The organism is Aliisedimentitalea scapharcae, assembly GCF_045277565.1.
In the GTDB taxonomy this organism is placed as follows: Bacteria; Pseudomonadota; Alphaproteobacteria; order Rhodobacterales; family Rhodobacteraceae; genus Aliisedimentitalea; species Aliisedimentitalea scapharcae.
This window is the reverse complement of the sequence record NZ_CP123584.1, coordinates 132,338-150,405: the sequence shown is the minus strand read 5'-3', so window position 1 is coordinate 150,405 and position 18,068 is coordinate 132,338. Positions and strand designations below refer to the sequence as shown.

The window sequence follows — 18,068 nt, the reverse complement described above, 5'->3', positions numbered from 1 at the left end:
AACCTGTTGAACTCTACGGTAATGTTGGCGTTGGCGTTAATGGCGATCATCGTGATGATGATTTTGCCGATGCCCTCATGGGTGCTGGATGTTGGTTTGGCAGCATCATTTGGGATCGCCATTTTAATTTTTACCGTCACGTTGTTTATTGAACGGCCGCTTGATTTCTCATCATTTCCAACAATCCTGCTGGCGGCCTTAATGCTGCGCCTGTCGCTCAATATTTCTTCGACAAAACTTATCATTGGACAAGGTCATACCGGACCAAGCGCCGCCGGAGATGTGATTGAAGGATTCGCAAGCTTTGTTATGAGCGGCAGTATTTTCCTGGGTTTGGTGGTCTTCGGTGTTCTGTTGATCGTCAACTTTATGGTTATCACCAAAGGGGCGGCACGGATGGCAGAGGTCGGTGCCAGGTTCGCGTTGGATGGGATGCCCGGTAAACAATTGGCCATTGATAGCGATATGTCAGCAGGGGCCATTGACCATCAACAGGCCAAGGAAAGGCGGGAGCGTGAGCAGCAAGAAACGACATTCTTCGGGTCCTTGGATGGTGCGTCGAAGTTTGTAAAAGGCGATGCGGTTGCTGGCCTGCTAATCACGTTGCTAAATTTGGTTATGGGGCTGATCATGGGCGTTATCGTGCATGGAATGCCCGTCGGTGCTGCATTCGAAACCTATGCGATACTGACTGTTGGTGATGGACTGGTCACTCAGATTCCGGCGGTTATTATTTCGATCGCATCGGCATTACTACTGGCGCGTGGCGGAACACCTGGAGCTACGGATAATGCTCTTTTTTCACAACTTGGCAAACACCCAGCAGCCATAGCGACAGTTGCGGCGCTTATGGTGATGTTTGCATTGGTTCCAGGCCTGCCGTTCCTCCCCTTTATTCTGGGGGGAGGTGTGTTGGGCTATGCCGCATTCTATATGTATCGGGAAACTCTGCAACATCAGGTTGAACAATTAGACCCAAAAGATGACGACAATGCAGTGCCTCAACGTGCTTTGGGGGACGTTCTGGATCTGGATGATGTGCATCTCGAATTTGCTCCGGACTTGGTGGAAATGGTTTTGGACCCTGGTACCGGACTGGATGCCCGCATCGCCAACATGCGCACACATGTTGCCAGTGTATTCGGACTGATTTTGCCGGACATTCGTCTTACCGATCAACCTGAGCTGGAGACAGGGACTTATCTGATCCGCGTTCAAGGTGTCGAACAGGCGCGTGGTGTACTGCATCCGGAACTAGTTCTTGCGCTGCTGATGGACCGAACCGATGAATTGCCACCGGGGAACGACGTGACCGAACCCGTCTACGGTGCACCCGCGCGATGGATTTCGGCAAAAGATCAGGAGGATGCGGTGATTATTGGCGCGACAATTGTGTCGCCGTCGGAAATTCTTGCGACCCATTTGCTGGAAGTGATCAAGCAGAACTTTGCGCGTCTTCTAACGCTCAAGGCGCTGCGCCGGTTGATGTCAGAAATGACCCGTTTGAGTGATCCGGTGCGTGCCGAAGCGAACCGAAAACTGCTGGATGAGTTGGTTCCAGACAAGGTGCCAATCGACACTTTGCATGCCGTACTGCGATTGCTTTTGGACGAACGGGTGTCCATTCGTAATTTGCCGCTTATCCTGGAAGCAATTGCAGAGGCGCGTTTGCACACGACCCAGCCCGATGGCATTTGTGAGCATGTGCGCCATCGTTTAGGGTTTCAGCTGGTCGCTGAGATGAAGCGGAACGATGGATCTATTCCATTGGTCCAACTGGCCCCCGAGTGGGAAGAGACATTTGCCAATTACCAGATCGAAACCCAATCCGGAGTAGATGTTGCGTTGCCTCCCGATCTCTTTAATCGTCTGGCAGATGGTATGACAGAAAAGTTGAACTCCATATCAGAGCAGGGCGTATTTCCGGCTTTGGTCACATCCACACGGCGACGTCGATTTTTGCGAACCATCCTCAAGGCACGGGGCGTGTCTAACCCTGTCCTGTCCTTCGAGGAAATCGGTCTGGATGCGCGGCCCGCTCTTGTCGGAATGGTCCAAACATGAGCCTCGACAATTTGACGGCCCTCGAGCCATTAATTGGTGGATATTGGCATGTTGCGATTGTCTTTTTTCGGGTTTCTGCCCTGGTTTCAGTGCTGCCGGCTTTCGGAGCGTCGACGCTGCCAACCCGGATTAAGTTGGTTGCCGCTTTCTCCTTTACGGCAATCGTCGCTCCAGCGGTGCCCACCGTGCCAGAGCCGGAGGGCTTGGCCGGGCTGGCCCTATTTGCAGTTGCCGAGGCGACAATCGGTTTAGCCATGGGTTTGGGTATCCGATTGCTCGTTCTTGCTTTGCAGACAGCAGGGTCAATCGCGGGTCAGTCGACATCGCTTTCTCAGATCTTTGGGACTGCTGGCATGGACCCTATCCCGGCAATGGGGCAGGTGTTGGTTTTTGCGGCACTTGCCTTGGCCATTTTTGCAGGTCTTCATATTCGCGCGGCTGAGTTTTTGATCCTGTCTTATGACATGTTGCCCATAGGACAGTTTCCAGATCCGGCCGGGTTGTCCCAATGGGGCATCCGACAAATTGCCAGATCGTTTTCTCTGGCGTTTGTCTTGGCTGCGCCATTTGTCATAACGGCCGTAATCTATAATCTGGCTTTGGGGGCAATCAACCGTGCCATGCCTCAGATGATGGTTGCCTTTGTTGGTGCACCGTTGATTACCTTTGGCGGCCTGTTTCTGCTCTTTGTGGCATCGCCAATGTTGCTGACCGTTTGGATTGACGCCTTGATGGGCTTCTTTGAAAACCCGGTGAGGATGAACTGATGTCCGGGGCGCCCGATGATGACTCTGACAAGACGTACGAACCGACGCCGCAAAAGCTACAAAAAGCACGCGACAAGGGCGAGGTTCCGAAGTCTGCAGATTTGTCGGTCGCGGCTTCCTATTTTGGTCTTTTGATCGCATTGGCCGCTGTCGGTGCCAGCACGGTTGCCGATTTTGGGACCAGTTTGATGGTTTTGATCGGACAGTCCGGAGAACTGGCTGAATTGATTTTTAAGGGAAACCCCGGCGCATTGATGGGGGGAATTCTATCGGCGGTTATGCAGACGATCGCCCCTTGGTTCATAGCTCCCGCCGTAGCAGTTTTGTTGTCTGTTCTTGCGCAGCGCGCAATGGTCTTTGCACCATCCAAGCTAGAGTTCAAAGCATCTCGAATATCCATTTTGTCCAACGCAAAGAACAAATTCGGACGAAGTGGCTTGTTTGAGTTCTTTAAGAGCTTTGTGAAATTGACTCTCTATGCGGTTTGCCTAGGGTTCTATCTGAATTTTCGCCTACCCGATATTGTTGCCGCTGTTGGAGTCGAAGCCCGTTCGGTTACAGCACTGCTCGCGCAATTGGCATTGGAGTTCCTGTTTTTGGTTGCGGTCATATCCGCGTGCATCGGGGGAATTGATGCTGTCTGGCAATATCATGAGCACATTCGGAAAAACCGTATGTCGCGCAAAGAGATGATGGACGAGATGAAAGAGGCGGAAGGTGATCCGCATATGAAGCAGGAACGCCGTCAGCGTGCTCAGATGATTGCCGGTTCGCAGATGATGGCAGATGTACCCGATGCAGACGTTGTGATCGTGAACCCGACGCATTACGCCGTTGTTTTGAAATGGGATAGAATGCCAGGGTCGGCACCAATTTGTGTAGCAAAAGGTGTGGATGAAGTTGCGGCAGTCATTCGTGAGATCGCAAGTGAAAATGGAGTGCCAATCCATCAAGACGCGCCAACAGCGCGGGCATTGCATGCCACTGTCGCCATTGGCCAAGAGATCACAGAAGAGCATTACGGCCCGGTAGCTGCGGCTATCAGATTTGCCGAAACAATGCGACGTAAGGCGAAAGAGAGTTTCGTATGAGCGTTAAGAAGTTGGAAGATCTGCAAAAGGTAACAGGGGTTCTTTATCTCGAGGAACAGGCAAAAATCTCCAAGCTTCTGGCCAAAGAAGAGTCAATCCGATCCGCGTTGGGCAGGTTGGACGAGCAAAGGAAAAGTGGATTGGATTCTGGCATGGGTGATGATGCCATGAAGATGATCGGTGCGGATCTTTTGTGGAATGCGTGGCAACACAGCACGCGGCAACGTCTGAACATGGAACTGGCTCAGATCAGAGGGCAGAAGTTGCAATTGATGGGTCGAGTTCGATTGGCATTTGGGCGGGATCAAGCCATTCGGAAACTCGTTGACGAAAAGAAAAATGACCGTGTTATGCAAAAAAGAAAACGCAATGAAGCGCGAAACCTGGGATGGACCTGACACGCTGCCGATGACATTCTAATCCAGAACGGGTTTCACGGGTGGTGACTTGCTGCCCGAAAACAGGACCGTATTGAACTGGAATTCTCCATTTTGATCCCGAGAACGGGAGAAGGAGAGTTCCATGAAGACGAGCAAGTTCACCAAAGCGCAGTTCGCGATTGTCCAGTAGCAAGTGGAAGAGGGCACGAGCGTCGCGGAGGGGTGCTGTAAGACCAGGATCGCGGAAGCAACGGTCTACAATTGGCGCAGGAAGTATGGCGGGCTGATGCCTTCCGGGATGAAGCGGATCAAAATGCTCGACGAAGAGAACACGAGACTGTAGCGCTTGGTGGCTGATCTGTCTCTGGCTCTGGATAAAGCGATGCTGCAGAACGTTATCAAGCGAAGGCGTTGAGGCCTGCCCGTCGCCGGCAATAGGTTGATGATCTGCGCGCGATTTGGCTCGTCAGCATCCGGCGTGCTTGTGGTGTGTTGCAAGCGGAACGCTCGACCTGTCACGACAAGGCGCACGGCGACGAACAACCCGAACTCAACAAACGCATCAAGAAGACCTCGGAAACCCGTGTGCGCTGTGGTTACAGGCGCATCCACGTTCTGTTGAGGCGAGAAGGCTAGCTGGTGAACGCAAAGCAATGAAGCATGGGCAGTGGGAATTGTGTATGATCAGCTGGCCATCGGTGGCGGTTTACAGGGCCCCACCAGCAGAGCGGTGCCCAATTGGGAATAAGAGGTGCATTTGGTCGAGAGTTAAGGTGACCAACTTTGACGCCGCCTGGGACCTGCTTCTTAACGGGTGTCTTGCTTGGCGATATCAACGATCAAGACGTCGATGACGTCTTCTCCCAGCTCCAGTTGGGCGGTTTCCAATAGGGCGGTGCGCAATGAATCCAGATGTGACGAGGTTGTGAATGTACCTTGAAACCCACCCATGTTGGCGTGATCGAACAGGACCCGCAAAAATGAGGCACGCAACCGGGGCTCACGTTCAAAAACGGTATCTTGGGTCCCGGGATTAACTTCGAGATTCAGCGATAGAACAACGTGGGCCGCTACTTTGTCCCTATGCACAACCGGTATGACAAACTGGTTGGAAATTTTGACGAATTCGTTCTTTTTCTCTTCCGATGTCTCGCTGTGCTCTTCGGTTTTTGCCGCTTGATGTGGTGTTGAAGCAGGATCAACGGGATCTGCAGGTGTCAGAAACAGCCCGGCGGCAATGCCGCCTCCAGTACCTGCAAACGCCAGTATGAGGGGAAGAATCTTGGCAAGCATTTCTAATCCTCAGAACGGCAGAACGGCATCAAGTATCTGCTGTCCATAACGGGGTTGTTGCACATCAGTGATTTGTCCGCGCCCACCATACGAAACCCGGGCAGAGGCAATTTTGTCATAGGTGATTTCATTTTGTCTCGAGATGTCTTCCGGTCGGACAAAGCCTGTAACCAGCAGCTCGCGCAATTCGAAGTTGACCCGCAATTCCTGAGATCCGGAAATCGAAAGGATGCCATTTGGCAAAACGTCGACAATTGTTGCTGCAACCCGAAGAGTCAGCTTTTCCTTGCGCTTCACAGAACCTTGACCACCAGACGAGCTGTTAGACGCAATATCTACTGCGTTGTCCATGCTTGCACCAGCGGGAAGATTTTCGTTGATACGTTGAGGAAGCCCGAAGAGGTCAGGCACGCCCAAGCTCTCGGATCCTGATCTGGAGCGTTCGGTGTCATTGGAAATCTCAGCCTCTTCATCAATTTCGATGACAACGGTCAGAATATCACCCTTCTTAATGGCGCGCCGGTCTCCCAATAGAGAATGCTGCCCGCCGCTCCACAGTGAGGACTGGTCGACATTGCGTTGCGGTTGGGTATGCAACGGGAGCCCGGGCCAAAGCATTGCAACATGTTCCGGCGTTTCCGTGTTTTCGGAAAAAGATGGTGGCTTTCCCAGATGGTCCACCCGACCGCAGGCTGTCACAGCGGCAAACAGGGAAAAGATCTTTAAGCTGTTGGACAACAATCGTGTATTCATATCACTTTACCTCAACCGTACCATCTGTCCTGATCTTCCCAAAAACGGTCGATCGGGATTGCATATTCATGACCCGAAGGGTTTCGCCGACAGAGCCTCGGCCCAATGAACGCCCTTCGGTCACGATTTTCAGACCGCCCTGCACAAAAACCAATGTGACCAGGTCATTGCGTTCGACAATGGCTGGCGGGCCTATGTCACCAGGGCGCAATGGGCGTCCGGGATACAGGGCGACTCGTGCCTCCAAGCCAACGACATTTGCGGGATTTGACAGGGCACCTGCCAGATCGACCCGTTTGATCATCAGATCTTCGGGCGCAATGATTTCCTTGGCCCGGATTGTGCGCACCGGAACCAGGATATCGGCCCAAGCCGGGAGCGCCATTGCGGTCAGCAAAGTCATGAGAAGGGTTCGTTTCATCAGCGCACCTGTGTCGTCGCGCCCATCATCTGGTCGACGGCCGATATCACTTTGGCGTTCATTTCATACCCGCGCTGTGCTTCGATCAGTTCGGTTACTTCGCGAACAGCATCAACCGAGCTGTCTTCCAGGTATCCCTGACGCAAGGTCCCCAACCCGTCCGAACCGGCTTCAGACAACAGCGGTGGCCCTGAGGCTTCGGTTTCGGCAAACAGATTGCTACCCATGGCTTCGAGCCCTTTGGCGTTGGTGAAACCAGCAAGAACAAATTGTCCAAGCAACTGGCCCTCGGCCGTGTCATCGAAGTAGGCATATACCTCGCCAGTGGCGTTGATCGAAATGCTACGTGCATCAGAAGGGATCGTTACTTCCGGCGATACCGTGTGCCCGTCGGAAGTAACGATCAACCCTTCGGCAGACCGTTTCAACCCGCCGTCGCGCGTGTAGGCCGACAGTCCGGATGGCAGCGTGACTTCGAGGTACCCGTTGCCTTCGATTGCGACATCCAGATCGTTGCCAGTCGCAGACAAAGCCCCCTGGGCAAGATGAACGGTCACTGCCGTGGGGCGCACCCCCAGCCCGAGCTGGACCCCTGTCGGGAGAACTGTTCCATCGGACGCATTTACTGTGCCCGCGCGTGCCATCTGCTGATAATGCAAATCGGCGAATTCTGCGCGACGCGCATTGTAACCTGTGGTGTTCATATTGGCGAGGTTGTTAGAGATCGTTTCGACGCGCATTTGCTGCGCGCTCATGCCTGTAGCCGCAATTTTCAAGGCTCGCATTGTGGGTCTCCTTCTCAGAGGTTAGCGAAGCATGGATTTGACAGCATTCCGGATCCGTTCGTCTTCGGATTCAAGAAAACTCTGGCCAAGCTCGTAGGCGCGTTGAATTTCAATCATTCGGGAAATCTGAAGGATTGGATTGACATTGGACCCTTCGAGAAACCCTTGAATGATTTGGGCATTTAATGCGGGTTCAACGTCACCACCGGGGTCGAACATGACACCATCTTCGCGTTTCATGGCGGTTGTTTCCGTGGCCTGAAACAGGCCTATCTGCCCCAAAAGACGACCATCTGCGCTGACCGTGCCGTCGCTGGCAAAATGTATCTTCCCGGTATCAGATGGAACAAAAATTGGGGCTTCACCTGCATCGAGAACCCGGTACCCATCGGGCGTCACAAGGTCGCCGTCAGCATTTGCTGAAAAGGCTCCAGCCCGGGTCAGCCGGTTTCCACTGGGTGTTTCGACCATAAAAAAACCGTCGCCTTCAATTGCCAGATCAAAGGTCCCGTTTGTTTGGGTCAATGCACCCTGGGACAGGGATGTATCATGGGCCTGTGCCCGTGCCATCGACAGCGATGGGGATCCATCACTTGTCGATTTGACGTATTCGGAGAAAATCACACCTTCTTGTCGGAATCCGGTCGTTGCAGAGTTGGCAATGTTGTTGGCCACAACCTGCATTTCCTGCATCAAACCGGATTGCCGCGATAGCGTAGCATAGCCTGCCGTTTCCATCAGGAACCTCCTGCAATGAGCGGTATGATCTGGCTGCCAAAAAAGGACACCAGCGTGTGAGTCATAAAATTCATGGACAACCAAAAGACGATCACGATGGCGACCAGCTTTGGAACAAAAGTTAGCGTCATTTCCTGAATGGATGTCAGAGCCTGGAACAAACCAATGGCCAGACCAACAACCAAGGCAACGGTAAGGATCGGGAACGAGATGATTACTGCTGTCCACAAGCCCTGCCGCAACGTGTCAAAAATGACTCCGTCCGTTAACATGTCAAACCGGCATTCTCAGGATTTCCTGATAAGCTTCGACGACCTTGTTGCGCACGGTTACGGCGGTTTCGACGGCCAGTTCGGTCTGTGCCAGCGCCTGTACCAAGGCATGAGGGTCCGCGCCACCTGTCATGGCTGCGATAGACGTCTGTTCACTGCCATGCAGGGTGGCTGCAAAATCCTGAAATGTCGATTTGAATGCCGATGCGTTTCCCTGAAAATCGGGGTCGGTTTGGGTTGCGGGTTTGGCGGCCGCATAGCCGCTGGCAGCGGAAAGACTGCGAATATCCATTCTGGATCTCCTTGGTTGATTAACGACGTAATAGGTCCATCAGCGATGACGACATTTGTCGCGCTTGATCGAACATCTTCAGATTTGCTTCATAGCTGCGTTGAGCTTCTCGTGCGTCGGCCAGCTCGATCATGAGATCGACGTTTGATGCCTCGAAATATCCCGTTTCATTCGCCATGGGGTGCGACGGATCATAAACTTGGCGCAATGTGCTTTGGTCCAATTGGACCCGACCCGCAGCCACGGTTTCGACACCACTGGACAGATCGCGTTTGGTTTCAAAGGCGATCGTTTTGCGCCGATATCCTGGTGTATCAACGTTTGACAGGTTTTCGGAAACATGCCGCAGCCGTGAGGCTTGTGCCTTCAATGCGCTGGCTGTCACGTTTAATGCGTCAGAGAGATCACTCATCTGGATACCTGTGAATTAGGAGCGACCAAGGCTGGTTCGCAAAATGTTCAGGGATGATTTGTAGATCGCCAGCGCCCTGTCATGCTCACGCTTGGCCTCTGCTGCTTTGAGCATTTCAGTTTCCAGGGAAACACTGTTTTCGCCAGAGCTTAACTGGCTGGATGTTGTTGCTTCTGTTGCGGATAGAAGAGAGGAAGACTGGCCGTTTAGATGTCGGGTGCGGCTAGCCACCATCGTATCCGGCCGACCGGCCTCGGCGGATTCCACGAGTTGGCGAAATGAGACCAGATCTTTGGCCATGTAACCCGGAGTGTCTGCGTTTGCGACATTCGCGGAAATAACAGCTTGGCGCTTGCCGGCATGCGTAGCCATGGCGTGTGCCAATTGAAAAACATTCAGTTTTGAAAACACCGGGGCTTCTCCCTCGACCAATCTCAATCAAGGCTTAACCCCGATTCCTTTAGAAATTGTTTTCAGGAAATTGTTTGGAGTTCCCCAATGAACGAAACCTTGCGAATGTTGCGAAATGTTGTCGCGAGCAAACCGTTGGCGCGACCTGTGGGGCGTGTGGTCGCGGTTCAGGGGGGCAGTATCAAACTGTCCGGGCTCGCTCAGGACGCTTGCATCGGAGATCTGTTGGAACTGAAACGTTTGAACGGAACTACGTTGAACGGCGAAGTGATTCAGATTGAAGATGAAACTGTTTTTATGCTGCCGGAAACCACGCCTGAAAAGGTAGCAGTCGGTGACCCCGCGGCTTTGTCGCCTGTCCCTGATTTTGCACCTTGTGGTCAATGGATCGGTCGCATGATTGATCCGTTCGGTCGACCTTTGGATGGTCGACCGCTGGGGCCCGGCGCTATGTCTCATGACGTGCTTGCGCCGCCGCCCCAAGCCGCAAAACGCAAGCCATTGGGAGATCGTCTCGCAACTGGTTTGGCTGTTCTGAACACGATTTTGCCAATTGTACGTGGACAAAGAATTGGCCTTTTTGCCGGCTCCGGAGTCGGGAAGTCTCGACTTTTGTCTTCCCTGGCAAACGGGATGCAGGCCGATGTGGTTGTAATTGCCTTGATCGGCGAACGAGGGCGCGAAGTGAATGAATTCGTTCACCGTGTTTTGGGGCCAGAGGGAATGAAGCGATCAATCATCGTAGTTGCCACCTCTGACCAACCCGCCACAACGCGGCGCAGGTGCGCATGGGCCGCCATGGCAGTCGCTGAACATTTTCGCGATCAGGGTCAAAACGTTTTGTTTCTGGCTGATTCAGTTACCCGATTCGCCGAAGCACACCGCGAAATTTCGACTCTTTCTGGTGAAGTGCCCGCTTTGCGAGGGTATCCGCCATCATTGTCACCGTTGTTGACGGCCCTGTGCGAGCGCGCTGGCCCAGGAAGCAATGGTCAGGGGGACATCACTGCGGTGTTTAGTGTTCTGGTTGCAGGATCTGACATGGAAGAGCCTGTTGCTGATATCCTGCGGGGGACACTGGATGGGCATATCTTGCTGGATCGCAGCATTGCGGAACGGGGTAGGTTTCCGGCGATTGATGTGGCGCGCTCGGTCTCTCGATCACTACCGGATGCGGCGACAGAGAAGGAAAATGTACTCATTTCGGAAACGCGCAAGCTCTTAGGCGCTTATGAACAATCAGAAGTGATGATCAAGGCTGGGCTGTACCAGGCGGGGACAGACATCAAACTGGATCAGGCCGTTCAAATCTGGGACGAGTTGGATGCTTTCTTTGCGAAATCCGATGATGTCGGAATTTCGAATAGTTTTGATCGCCTGAGCGTTATCCTACGACGGGCCGGTATCCAACCTGCGAGCAGATAAGACACTCGAACCCTGGCGAATACACATGCCAATCTTGTTGAGAAAGGAGCTTCTGGGTCCCAAGTAACAAGTATGATGGATTGAACCCCTTGGGTGGCGCACTGAATGTAATCGCCATCGCCATCGCCAGGGACCGTATCGCTACATCCCGTTTCATTCGATTGCTCACAGTCCAGCCGATCACGCGCCTGAAATGCGGGTCGAGGATCACGGCGAGAGACAATCAGCCTTCACGGGGCCACACATAGCTGATGTCCACTCGTTTGAATAACTGGCGCTCTGTATCACCTGCGTATCTGTTAGTGGATACGCGCACCTGTGTGTTCGATGTCAAATTTTAGGACATAAAACTACTAGACTTCAGAAATTGCTATTTTGTAGCAAAATCAAAGCGGTGGATGCGGAAGATACAGACGCGCCAATTTGGGATATCTGGGATCGAGCGAGAAACCTGATAGTCACATCTTCGATACCAGCATCGGTGCTGAACTGGGCGAAGGTCGAGCTCCCGAAATTGGCAGCTGCACGGTCTTTGAAGATTCCCAACTGCTGATCAATGTCCAGCTGACCCGTTGCAGAAGGCAAGCCCAGCGCAGTTTCAAATACCTGGCGCAAAGGTGGGTTTCCCATGACAGTGAACCATTTGGCATCTTCGCTCATGTCGCCAGTAGCCAAGTCTTTCAGCGATCTTTGCATGTTCAATGCCAGCCGCATGTCATTATTTTGCTCCCCCACGGCAACCTCGAAGGACTGTTCCCTGAAGCGATCAACAATGTTTTGCATGTCTGTTGAGTTGACGGTCTTTTGGACAGAGCTTGGCCCGAAGCCAAAGGCGTCAGAGAAGTCCTTGTATCTTTCATCTGCAAGTCGGTTCGCCAGCGCATCTTCAGCAGATGTTCCGTCAGACAGGATTTTTTGCACGAAGTAGCGATTGTTGATGTCATCCTCGAGCCCGAAGGCTCCAAGAGCAACCCTCAGGAGGCGCCGATCCGAGACAAGGTCTTCAGCTGATTGGACTGCGCCGATGTTTTCGGCAAAATACTCTGTGTCCCTTTTCAGGACTGGGTCTTTTGAAAAGGATGAAAACTGGCGGTCGTAGGTTTGCTGGAGAAAACGCCACCCCTGGATTCCGCCTGCTGGAATGATTGGTTGCAGTGTCACGTGGCGTGCGCGGCCATGAGCCGGTCCTCTCGCGGTATCAGAGATCGCAATGCTTTGAGGCACCGATAGTGGTGTTCTTGGATCAATGCGTCTGTAGCTTCAGCCAAGGAGGCCCGGCTGTCGTGATCGGTAAAGACCTGGCTCAGCTCTTCGATACGACGCAGCAATGGCAGTCGTGCATCCGTCGGATTACTATCCCCCGTCAGGACAAGTTGGGCTGCATAGCACACCCTGCGGACAGGGGTTGTGGCCTCCTCCGGGTGTATGGCATCTCTGAGGCGCAGAATATTGGCATCGGGCGTCACAACAGACAATCGGCTGCGACGGTCGCCATTCTCAATCACGGCACCATTGATCAAAATGCGCTCTTTTGGCGCCAATTTCAGAACCAGTCCCGACATTTCAGATATCTCCTCCTCTCATGCCGCGCAATACTGAGGTATTGACCTCGACAAGGGCATCCACGGTTTCCTGTTTGGCCAGAACTCGGGATGTGTGATGGCGTGTAAATTCGGCCAGATAAAACAGACGTGCCTTTAAGTCAGAAGGGAGCGGATTATTGGCATCGGCGACTTCGACCGCAAAAATGTCCCAGAGCTTTCGATTGTCATGCAGGGCTTCGACCAGAGACCGATAGCCAGTTGGTCCTTTCTGGGCGGAGCTACGAATTTTATGAGTTATTCGGGCCATTGCGTCATACTCAATATCCTTGGAGGTCCGCGTTGGCGCAGAAGCTGTGGAATAGGCGCGTTGGGCCTTCATCGTGGCGTTCACGTCATTTCCTTACATGTAATTATCAGGGGCTGGCGAAGTGCGGGGCGCGTCGCTGCGCCCCGCCGTGTTTGTTACCGGAACAACGACAGGATTGACTGTGGTGCCTGGTTCGCGATCGACAGAGACTGGGTTGCCAGTTGCTGCTGTGTTTGCAAGGCCTGCAGGCGCGCGGAGGCTGCTTCCATATCGGCATCAACCATCGAGCCAATGCCTGATTTGAGTGAATCGGTCAGCTTGCCAATAAAATCAGCCTGCGTATCGATCCGCCCCTGTGCGGAACCAAAGGCGGCCGACGCATCAATTGCCGTGTCGATCAGAGCTTCGATTGCGCCCAACGCGGCCCCGGCTCCAACACCGGTGCTGACATCAATTCCAGCCATCGCACCCAGTCCGCCAGAACCAGCGTTCACAAATTGTGCCGAGAACGAAATGTCGGCACCTGTTGCGTTGGCCACTGACAGGGTGCCAGCAGTGCCGGAGTCGTAGTCAATTGTCAGACCGGTAATTCCCAGATCGTCAATGGCGTTTTTGAGACCCAGGGCAACGATATCACCAGTGGTTGTCGCCGCCGCGTCATCTGCCGTTACGGTGTATGAAATCGTCTGGTCATCAATTGCCACGATGACTTTGTCACCCGCTACAAATGCACCAGAGGACTCGTCCGTGACCAATGCAGTCGCCGAAGTCGCACCATTGTCAATTGCTTCGGCGACACGATCCAGGTCTCCCGATGCACCGGTCGATCCGTCAAATACCTGCTTGGTTACATAGGCACCGGACGACAGATCCTGATTGCTGACTGTAATGCTGGACGCTGTGACGTTGCCAGCAGCGTCGCGATCCAGAGACGACAAGATCGACGAAGAGCCGGTCGAACTCACAAGATTCAATCCATTGAACTGCGCGGCAGCAACCACGGAATTGATCTGGTTTTTCAGCGCAGTCACGTCATCGTTGATTTTGCCCCGGTCCACGTTGTCTTCTTGCGCAGCAACGATTTTGCCCTTCATCTGGGTCAAAAGGTCGGTTACGGTTTCCGATGCTTGCCGGGCCACAGCAACAGTGGACTGCCCCAGATTCAGACTGTCTGAAATGGCCTTGAAACCTTGAACGTCCGAGTCCATCACTTTGGAAATCGCCCAGACGGCAGAGTTGTCCTTGGCCGTTGCAACCGATTTCCCGGTCGAGATTTCCGACTGGGTTTGAGCGAGGTTCTTGTTTACTGATTTCAGAGTCTGCAATGCAACCATTGCGCTGTTGTTCGTCAGAATGCTGGACATGCTTCTATCCTTTAGTCATGGGGCTTTTAAGCCCGGTTTCATCCCGCCCCCATAGGACGGACCAAGTGTCGTTCTGACTGTTGCGATTCACTTTCTAATCGCGCCACCACTTGCTGGGTGCAGGGGCAGATTGGCGCGATATGTGCTAATGGAATGCTAAGCTTGGCCAACTGGATAGATCGTATTTTCATAAACACAGTCGCTTCAGGCCCGCTTTTCCAGCTTGGCGGTTGCCATCATGCCGTACCGGGTTTTGCGACCGGTTTCATCATAGACATCCAGGCCTTCGCGGGCTTTGCGCAGTTCAGCCATGCGCCCGGCGACGGCTTGAATCCCAGCCAGCGCACTGTTCAACAGCAACTGATTTCTCTCAAGTTTGGTCTGTGTCTGCTCAAGCACAGACCGCTCCAGCTGATCCAAGGCATTCAGATTGTCGATCAGAACTTCTTTGCGGGGAACGATTTCTGTTAATTGTGCGAGATCACCAGATACAAGCGCCTTGCGTTCGTGTTCGAGAAGGCTGTCAAGCTGATCAATCAAATGTTGGCTGGTTTGTTTAGACATCCGAGGCCTCCTTCATGGCTTGAAACAGTGATTCGGCGAGCCCGATTCCACCGGAACGGGCCATTTCACGCGCTTGGGCTTGCACCAAAAAGCTCGAGAATTGATCTTCTCCGCTTCCGCCACCAAAGGCATTGGGGGTCTCACCAAGCCCGGCTGATTTCAGCATTTCAGCCAAAAATGTAGCTTCCAATTCCTGTGCAGCCTGACGCATAGGGCTTGGCTGCCCTGTCGTAGTAACTTGAGGGGGGGGGATGGAAATGAGTGTCATCTGCGACCTCCGGTTTACAAAGTTTCGAATTGCTTCAACTTTTTCAGGATGCAGCAAGGGCGGTTAAAAAGACGGTAACCGAAATTGCCTATTGCTATGGGCAACGTGAAAGAATTCCGGTGTGAAATGCAGATTTTGATCAATCAGGTGTCACAGATGGCACTGCAAACAGATATCAAGTCCGAGTCGACTGCTAGCATCCCGTTGTCCAAAGCTGCGGCATTTCAGTCCGTTTTTGATCAACAGGCGGGTATCACGACGAACGGCCGTCATCCGGACGTTTTTGGAACGGAAACGCTGACCCTGCCTGACCCAGAGAACGAAGGCATTGTTCTTTCGGATGATCCTGCCCACCCTGAGGCCAACGTGGATCAGGACGTCGATGAATCAACGCTGGAAAATCCGAATGTGCGTGAAACTCGCTTGCTCGACCAGTCTGAGACTCAGCCCGGTACTAGAACTCTGATTGGACACGAGAAAGTCGCTGAGAATTTTGTGGCTTCTGTCAGAGACAACGTGCCGCAACAGGAGAATATGCCTGATAAGCAAGGGGAGAACAGCAACAATCCCGAAGTTCCAATCGATAGTGCATCTGGTCCTGCAATCATGTTTTCCATGATTGCACGTACCACAGGTGAAATGCGAACTCACACGATGCAGCGTATTGCTGAACCTTCCGATGTATTGGACGTTCGAGCCCACACAGAGGAACAGGGTGCATCTAATCAACCAGATCCGCGTTCCAGGCCATCTCTGAACTCGAGGCCGAACACCGAGAATGTTTCGCCACCGAGCGCGGTTCAGGTAGAGGCTGAGACTGTGCGCTCGGGTAAAATGAATCCTCAGGACCCGGTTGGAAATTTGGCGGGTGCCATGACAGAAAACAGAGTTTCCGACCTCTCGATCGATCATCAAAACACGGATTTTATTGGGGCATCTAATCCAGAGATTATGCTGCGGACAGTGGGTTCAGAAGTCCGAACGGCACCGCAAATGCTGGGGACTACGGCCACACTCAGGGCTGAAGTTGGTCAGGTGCCTCTAGGTGACCCTGATTTGGGTCGACGGGCCGTTTTTGCTCTGGCGGATGAGGTTCACCCTGCTGCCAAAAACTGGGCCGCTGCTGGGCAGGCCGCTGTCGATCGTCTTAATATATCTCAGAGCACAGTGGCGGGCCAGTTCCATGTCGATCGGTCCGCGGTGGGTCATTTGGAATTGGGGCGCTCCATTAATGGGCTGGGTGCAATTGTTGGCCAACTTGACTCTGGTCGCTCTGGCACGGGACAGAGTGCGGGTTTGAGCCAGGATGACATTGGTCGCCCCGCTGATGCGCCAAGCCCAGTTTTCGGTCAGGTTGATGCAAGTCGCCGAATCTCGGGCCAGAGCATGGTGCCAGCAGCGACGCCCCCTGAGCAAAACCATATGGCAGAGATGCAGGCTGAAGCACGGCTCCCGGAGCCAAATAATAGTAACATAGCCGAGCTTGAGGCGAAAAACTGGGGAGATTCTGGGCGATTCGCATCCACGTTGTTTGCGCCGCAACTGGCGAACGCCAGCAGTTCCAACCGACAAACAGCTGGCCGAGAATGGGCTGTTCAACCCACAGAGATCGCCGCCACGCGTTCGCACTTTGGACTGGAGGCAGAATCCACGTCAGCGACCATTGTAAAAGAAGTATTGGTGGATGTGCCCGAGTTTGCAGAGCGCGGGTCACGTAATGACGTTCAGTTTCCCATAGATGTGAAAAATGTTTCTCCTCTCGCATCCAGGGCAGAGGTCTACCGCTCTGTCGTCACCCAGATGCAGGATGCAATGGCCAGATCGGGTACTCGTCCAGTCGAAATTGCATTGAATCCAGAGGAATTGGGAAATGTCAGAATAGCCCTGACTCTATCGGACGCCACGATCGGAGTTTCGATTGTAGCCGAGCGATCTGAAACATTGGAATTGCTGCGGCGAAACGTTGATCAACTGCTGAGTGATTTTAAGGACATGGGATATGACGATATCAATCTGGATTTCTCCGGAAGCGGTCAAAAACCTGAACATTCACCAGAAGCGGAGACCAGAGAAGACAATGTTGGGGAGGCTATGGGGGACACGGGGGAGCATGTGCAAGGTTCGTCCAACGGGCAGTCGGCTGTGGTCACAAATGGGTTGGACATAAGGATTTGAAGCAATGGTAAACGCAGTTTCGCAGGTACAAACAACGACCACTCCGCAACCCGCAGCAACCAATACGTCTGCGTTGACTTCCGATTTCGAAACATTCTTGAAAATGCTCACGGCGCAAGCCCGTTACCAGGATCCGTTGGAACCGATCGATTCCACGGAATATGCGGCGCAACTGGCCCAATTTTCCATGGTTGAGCAGCAAGTAAAGACCAACGATTCTCTTACGTCGTTGGTTGGGTCGATCGGAACGTCTCAATTTTCGGCAATGTCGAATTGGGTTGGGATGGAAGCCAGGGCGGCAATGCCGGGTCATTTTGACGGAAGTCCGATAACGATTTCACCTAATCCGGCAGCGGTTTCGGACAGTGTGGAGCTGGTGGTCACGGACAGCAGCGGAGCAGAGGTTCAAAGATTACCGCTTCCTGTTTCTGCGGATCCGTATCACTGGGATGGGTTGAACAGCTCAGGCGCTGCATTTCCCTCGGGCAATTACAGTTTCACTGTCGAAAGCCGACAAGGCGGCGACGTCATCCTAACCGAACCGGCGCAGATTTATGCGCGTGTACAGGAAGCGCAGATACAAAATGGAGAAGTGATCTTGATCCTTCCGGGCGGGCAGGCGATCTTGTCCTCTGCGGTAACGGCGCTTCGCGAACCAGTTTAACAGGCGATGATTCTATAAACCGCTCCTGTTTGCCGCCGGGGACTTCGGGTGGCACCCGATTGTGGGAGCGGTAGTCTG

The 18,068-nt window shown here is 53.2% G+C and carries 23 protein-coding genes and 1 pseudogene; 8 read left to right on the top strand and 16 right to left on the bottom strand.

The annotated features are described in order from the left end of the window. Positions 1-39: 39 nt before the first annotated feature. The 5 genes from flhA to QEZ52_RS00790 all read left to right on the top strand — a co-directional run bounded on the left by flhA (position 40) and on the right by QEZ52_RS00790 (position 4,645). Positions 40-2,064, top strand: a complete 2,025-nt coding sequence (gene flhA / locus QEZ52_RS00810; protein ID WP_406650601.1) for a flagellar biosynthesis protein FlhA — start codon at positions 40-42, stop codon at positions 2,062-2,064. After that, complete coding sequence (locus tag QEZ52_RS00805; RefSeq protein WP_406647061.1) at positions 2,061-2,831, top strand: flagellar biosynthetic protein FliR; 771 nt, start codon at positions 2,061-2,063, stop codon at positions 2,829-2,831. Before flhA ends, QEZ52_RS00805 begins: the two co-directional genes overlap by 4 nt. After that, positions 2,831-3,922, top strand: a complete 1,092-nt coding sequence (locus QEZ52_RS00800) for a flagellar biosynthesis protein FlhB (protein WP_406647059.1) — start codon at positions 2,831-2,833, stop codon at positions 3,920-3,922. Before QEZ52_RS00805 ends, QEZ52_RS00800 begins: the two co-directional genes overlap by 1 nt. A gap of 11 nt (positions 3,923-3,933) precedes the next feature. Continuing rightward, positions 3,934-4,320: a hypothetical protein gene (locus tag QEZ52_RS00795; protein WP_406647057.1), complete on the top strand. Its 387-nt coding sequence runs from the start codon at positions 3,934-3,936 to the stop codon at positions 4,318-4,320. A 175-nt stretch (positions 4,321-4,495) separates the two neighbouring features. After that, on the top strand, positions 4,496-4,645 hold the full coding sequence (locus QEZ52_RS00790; RefSeq protein WP_406647055.1) for a transposase: 150 nt from the start codon (positions 4,496-4,498) through the stop codon (positions 4,643-4,645). A 464-nt stretch (positions 4,646-5,109) separates the two neighbouring features. On the opposite strand, the gene QEZ52_RS00785 is transcribed toward QEZ52_RS00790, so the two are convergent. The 9 genes from QEZ52_RS00785 to QEZ52_RS00745 are packed head-to-tail and all read right to left on the bottom strand — an operon-like array spanning position 5,110 to position 9,679. Beyond that, the gene (locus QEZ52_RS00785) at positions 5,110-5,595 is read right to left on the bottom strand and encodes a flagellar basal body-associated protein FliL (protein ID WP_406647053.1); all 486 of its coding nucleotides are present in this window, start codon (positions 5,593-5,595) and stop codon (positions 5,110-5,112) included. 9 nt (positions 5,596-5,604) lie between these two features. Next, on the bottom strand, positions 5,605-6,348 hold the full coding sequence (gene flgH / locus QEZ52_RS00780; RefSeq protein ID WP_406647052.1) for a flagellar basal body L-ring protein FlgH: 744 nt from the start codon (positions 6,346-6,348) through the stop codon (positions 5,605-5,607). A 1-nt stretch (position 6,349) separates the two neighbouring features. Beyond that, positions 6,350-6,769 carry a flagellar basal body P-ring formation chaperone FlgA gene (gene flgA, locus QEZ52_RS00775; protein ID WP_406647050.1) on the bottom strand — a complete coding sequence of 140 codons (420 nt, stop codon included), beginning with the start codon at positions 6,767-6,769 and terminating at the stop codon, positions 6,350-6,352. Continuing rightward, positions 6,769-7,554, bottom strand: a complete 786-nt coding sequence (gene flgG, locus QEZ52_RS00770) for a flagellar hook-basal body protein (RefSeq protein ID WP_406647048.1) — start codon at positions 7,552-7,554, stop codon at positions 6,769-6,771. The genes flgA and flgG overlap by 1 nt, the downstream gene beginning before the upstream one ends. 21 nt (positions 7,555-7,575) lie before the next feature. After that, positions 7,576-8,292, bottom strand: coding sequence for a flagellar hook-basal body complex protein (locus tag QEZ52_RS00765; protein WP_406647047.1), 717 nt, complete (start codon positions 8,290-8,292; stop codon positions 7,576-7,578). Further along, positions 8,292-8,564 carry a flagellar biosynthetic protein FliQ gene (locus QEZ52_RS00760; RefSeq protein WP_406647045.1) on the bottom strand — a complete coding sequence of 91 codons (273 nt, stop codon included), beginning with the start codon at positions 8,562-8,564 and terminating at the stop codon, positions 8,292-8,294. The genes QEZ52_RS00765 and QEZ52_RS00760 overlap by 1 nt, the downstream gene beginning before the upstream one ends. 1 nt (position 8,565) lies before the next feature. Continuing rightward, the gene (gene fliE, locus QEZ52_RS00755; protein ID WP_406647043.1) at positions 8,566-8,856 is read right to left on the bottom strand and encodes a flagellar hook-basal body complex protein FliE; all 291 of its coding nucleotides are present in this window, start codon (positions 8,854-8,856) and stop codon (positions 8,566-8,568) included. Positions 8,857-8,875: 19 nt separating this feature from the next. Beyond that, positions 8,876-9,268: a flagellar basal body rod protein FlgC gene (flgC, locus tag QEZ52_RS00750; protein ID WP_406647041.1), complete on the bottom strand. Its 393-nt coding sequence runs from the start codon at positions 9,266-9,268 to the stop codon at positions 8,876-8,878. Positions 9,269-9,283: 15 nt separating this feature from the next. Continuing rightward, entirely contained in the window at positions 9,284-9,679 is a 396-nt protein-coding gene (locus QEZ52_RS00745) for a FlgB family protein (protein ID WP_406647039.1), read from the bottom strand. 87 nt (positions 9,680-9,766) lie between these two features. Here QEZ52_RS00745 and QEZ52_RS00740 point away from each other — a divergent pair, with 87 nt between their 5' ends. Then, positions 9,767-11,104: a FliI/YscN family ATPase gene (locus QEZ52_RS00740; RefSeq protein WP_406647037.1), complete on the top strand. Its 1,338-nt coding sequence runs from the start codon at positions 9,767-9,769 to the stop codon at positions 11,102-11,104. Between the two features lie 85 nt (positions 11,105-11,189). Here the strand turns inward: QEZ52_RS00740 and QEZ52_RS00735 are convergent. The 7 genes and pseudogenes from QEZ52_RS00735 to QEZ52_RS00705 all read right to left on the bottom strand — a co-directional run. Continuing rightward, positions 11,190-11,360, bottom strand: a pseudogene (locus QEZ52_RS00735) (IS3 family transposase); the annotation flags it as partial. 104 nt (positions 11,361-11,464) lie between these two features. After that, a complete protein-coding gene (locus QEZ52_RS00730) occupies positions 11,465-12,265 on the bottom strand; it encodes a DUF1217 domain-containing protein (protein ID WP_406647035.1) in 801 nt (266 codons plus the stop codon). Continuing rightward, positions 12,262-12,666: a flagellar biosynthesis repressor FlbT gene (flbT, locus tag QEZ52_RS00725; RefSeq protein WP_406647033.1), complete on the bottom strand. Its 405-nt coding sequence runs from the start codon at positions 12,664-12,666 to the stop codon at positions 12,262-12,264. Before flbT ends, QEZ52_RS00730 begins: the two co-directional genes overlap by 4 nt. A 1-nt stretch (position 12,667) precedes the next feature. Beyond that, a complete protein-coding gene (gene flaF / locus QEZ52_RS00720) occupies positions 12,668-13,039 on the bottom strand; it encodes a flagellar biosynthesis regulator FlaF (RefSeq protein ID WP_406647031.1) in 372 nt (123 codons plus the stop codon). Between the two features lie 71 nt (positions 13,040-13,110). Then, positions 13,111-14,319 (bottom strand): flagellin, encoded by a 1,209-nt coding sequence (locus QEZ52_RS00715; RefSeq protein ID WP_406647029.1) that lies wholly within the window; start codon positions 14,317-14,319, stop codon positions 13,111-13,113. A gap of 204 nt (positions 14,320-14,523) precedes the next feature. After that, positions 14,524-14,883 (bottom strand): flagellar export chaperone FlgN, encoded by a 360-nt coding sequence (gene flgN / locus QEZ52_RS00710; protein ID WP_406647027.1) that lies wholly within the window; start codon positions 14,881-14,883, stop codon positions 14,524-14,526. After that, positions 14,876-15,151 carry a rod-binding protein gene (locus QEZ52_RS00705; RefSeq protein ID WP_406647025.1) on the bottom strand — a complete coding sequence of 92 codons (276 nt, stop codon included), beginning with the start codon at positions 15,149-15,151 and terminating at the stop codon, positions 14,876-14,878. The genes flgN and QEZ52_RS00705 overlap by 8 nt, the downstream gene beginning before the upstream one ends. A gap of 126 nt (positions 15,152-15,277) precedes the next feature. Here QEZ52_RS00705 and QEZ52_RS00700 point away from each other — a divergent pair, with 126 nt between their 5' ends. Both QEZ52_RS00700 and QEZ52_RS00695 read left to right on the top strand, forming a co-directional pair. After that, positions 15,278-17,326 (top strand): flagellar hook-length control protein FliK, encoded by a 2,049-nt coding sequence (locus QEZ52_RS00700; RefSeq protein ID WP_406647022.1) that lies wholly within the window; start codon positions 15,278-15,280, stop codon positions 17,324-17,326. 4 nt (positions 17,327-17,330) lie between these two features. Beyond that, on the top strand, positions 17,331-17,990 hold the full coding sequence (locus QEZ52_RS00695; protein ID WP_406647020.1) for a flagellar hook capping FlgD N-terminal domain-containing protein: 660 nt from the start codon (positions 17,331-17,333) through the stop codon (positions 17,988-17,990). The last annotated feature ends 78 nt before the right edge of the window (positions 17,991-18,068 follow it).

Coding starts and splice junctions, on each gene's coding strand:
- flhA (WP_406650601.1), top strand. CDS start 40: ATGGCGATCATCGTGATGATGATTTTGCCGATGCCCTCATGGGTGCTG.
- QEZ52_RS00785 (WP_406647053.1), bottom strand. CDS start 5,595: ATGCTTGCCAAGATTCTTCCCCTCATACTGGCGTTTGCAGGTACTGGA.
- QEZ52_RS00740 (WP_406647037.1), top strand. CDS start 9,767: ATGAACGAAACCTTGCGAATGTTGCGAAATGTTGTCGCGAGCAAACCG.
- flgN (WP_406647027.1), bottom strand. CDS start 14,883: ATGTCTAAACAAACCAGCCAACATTTGATTGATCAGCTTGACAGCCTT.
- QEZ52_RS00760 (WP_406647045.1), bottom strand. CDS start 8,564: ATGTTAACGGACGGAGTCATTTTTGACACGTTGCGGCAGGGCTTGTGG.
- QEZ52_RS00805 (WP_406647061.1), top strand. CDS start 2,061: ATGAGCCTCGACAATTTGACGGCCCTCGAGCCATTAATTGGTGGATAT.
- QEZ52_RS00705 (WP_406647025.1), bottom strand. CDS start 15,151: ATGACACTCATTTCCATCCCCCCCCCTCAAGTTACTACGACAGGGCAG.
- QEZ52_RS00700 (WP_406647022.1), top strand. CDS start 15,278: ATGCAGATTTTGATCAATCAGGTGTCACAGATGGCACTGCAAACAGAT.
- QEZ52_RS00765 (WP_406647047.1), bottom strand. CDS start 8,292: ATGGAAACGGCAGGCTATGCTACGCTATCGCGGCAATCCGGTTTGATG.
- flgC (WP_406647041.1), bottom strand. CDS start 9,268: ATGAGTGATCTCTCTGACGCATTAAACGTGACAGCCAGCGCATTGAAG.
- QEZ52_RS00800 (WP_406647059.1), top strand. CDS start 2,831: ATGTCCGGGGCGCCCGATGATGACTCTGACAAGACGTACGAACCGACG.
- flbT (WP_406647033.1), bottom strand. CDS start 12,666: ATGTCGGGACTGGTTCTGAAATTGGCGCCAAAAGAGCGCATTTTGATC.
- flgG (WP_406647048.1), bottom strand. CDS start 7,554: ATGCGAGCCTTGAAAATTGCGGCTACAGGCATGAGCGCGCAGCAAATG.
- flgH (WP_406647052.1), bottom strand. CDS start 6,348: ATGAATACACGATTGTTGTCCAACAGCTTAAAGATCTTTTCCCTGTTT.
- QEZ52_RS00695 (WP_406647020.1), top strand. CDS start 17,331: ATGGTAAACGCAGTTTCGCAGGTACAAACAACGACCACTCCGCAACCC.
- flgA (WP_406647050.1), bottom strand. CDS start 6,769: ATGAAACGAACCCTTCTCATGACTTTGCTGACCGCAATGGCGCTCCCG.
- fliE (WP_406647043.1), bottom strand. CDS start 8,856: ATGGATATTCGCAGTCTTTCCGCTGCCAGCGGCTATGCGGCCGCCAAA.
- QEZ52_RS00715 (WP_406647029.1), bottom strand. CDS start 14,319: ATGTCCAGCATTCTGACGAACAACAGCGCAATGGTTGCATTGCAGACT.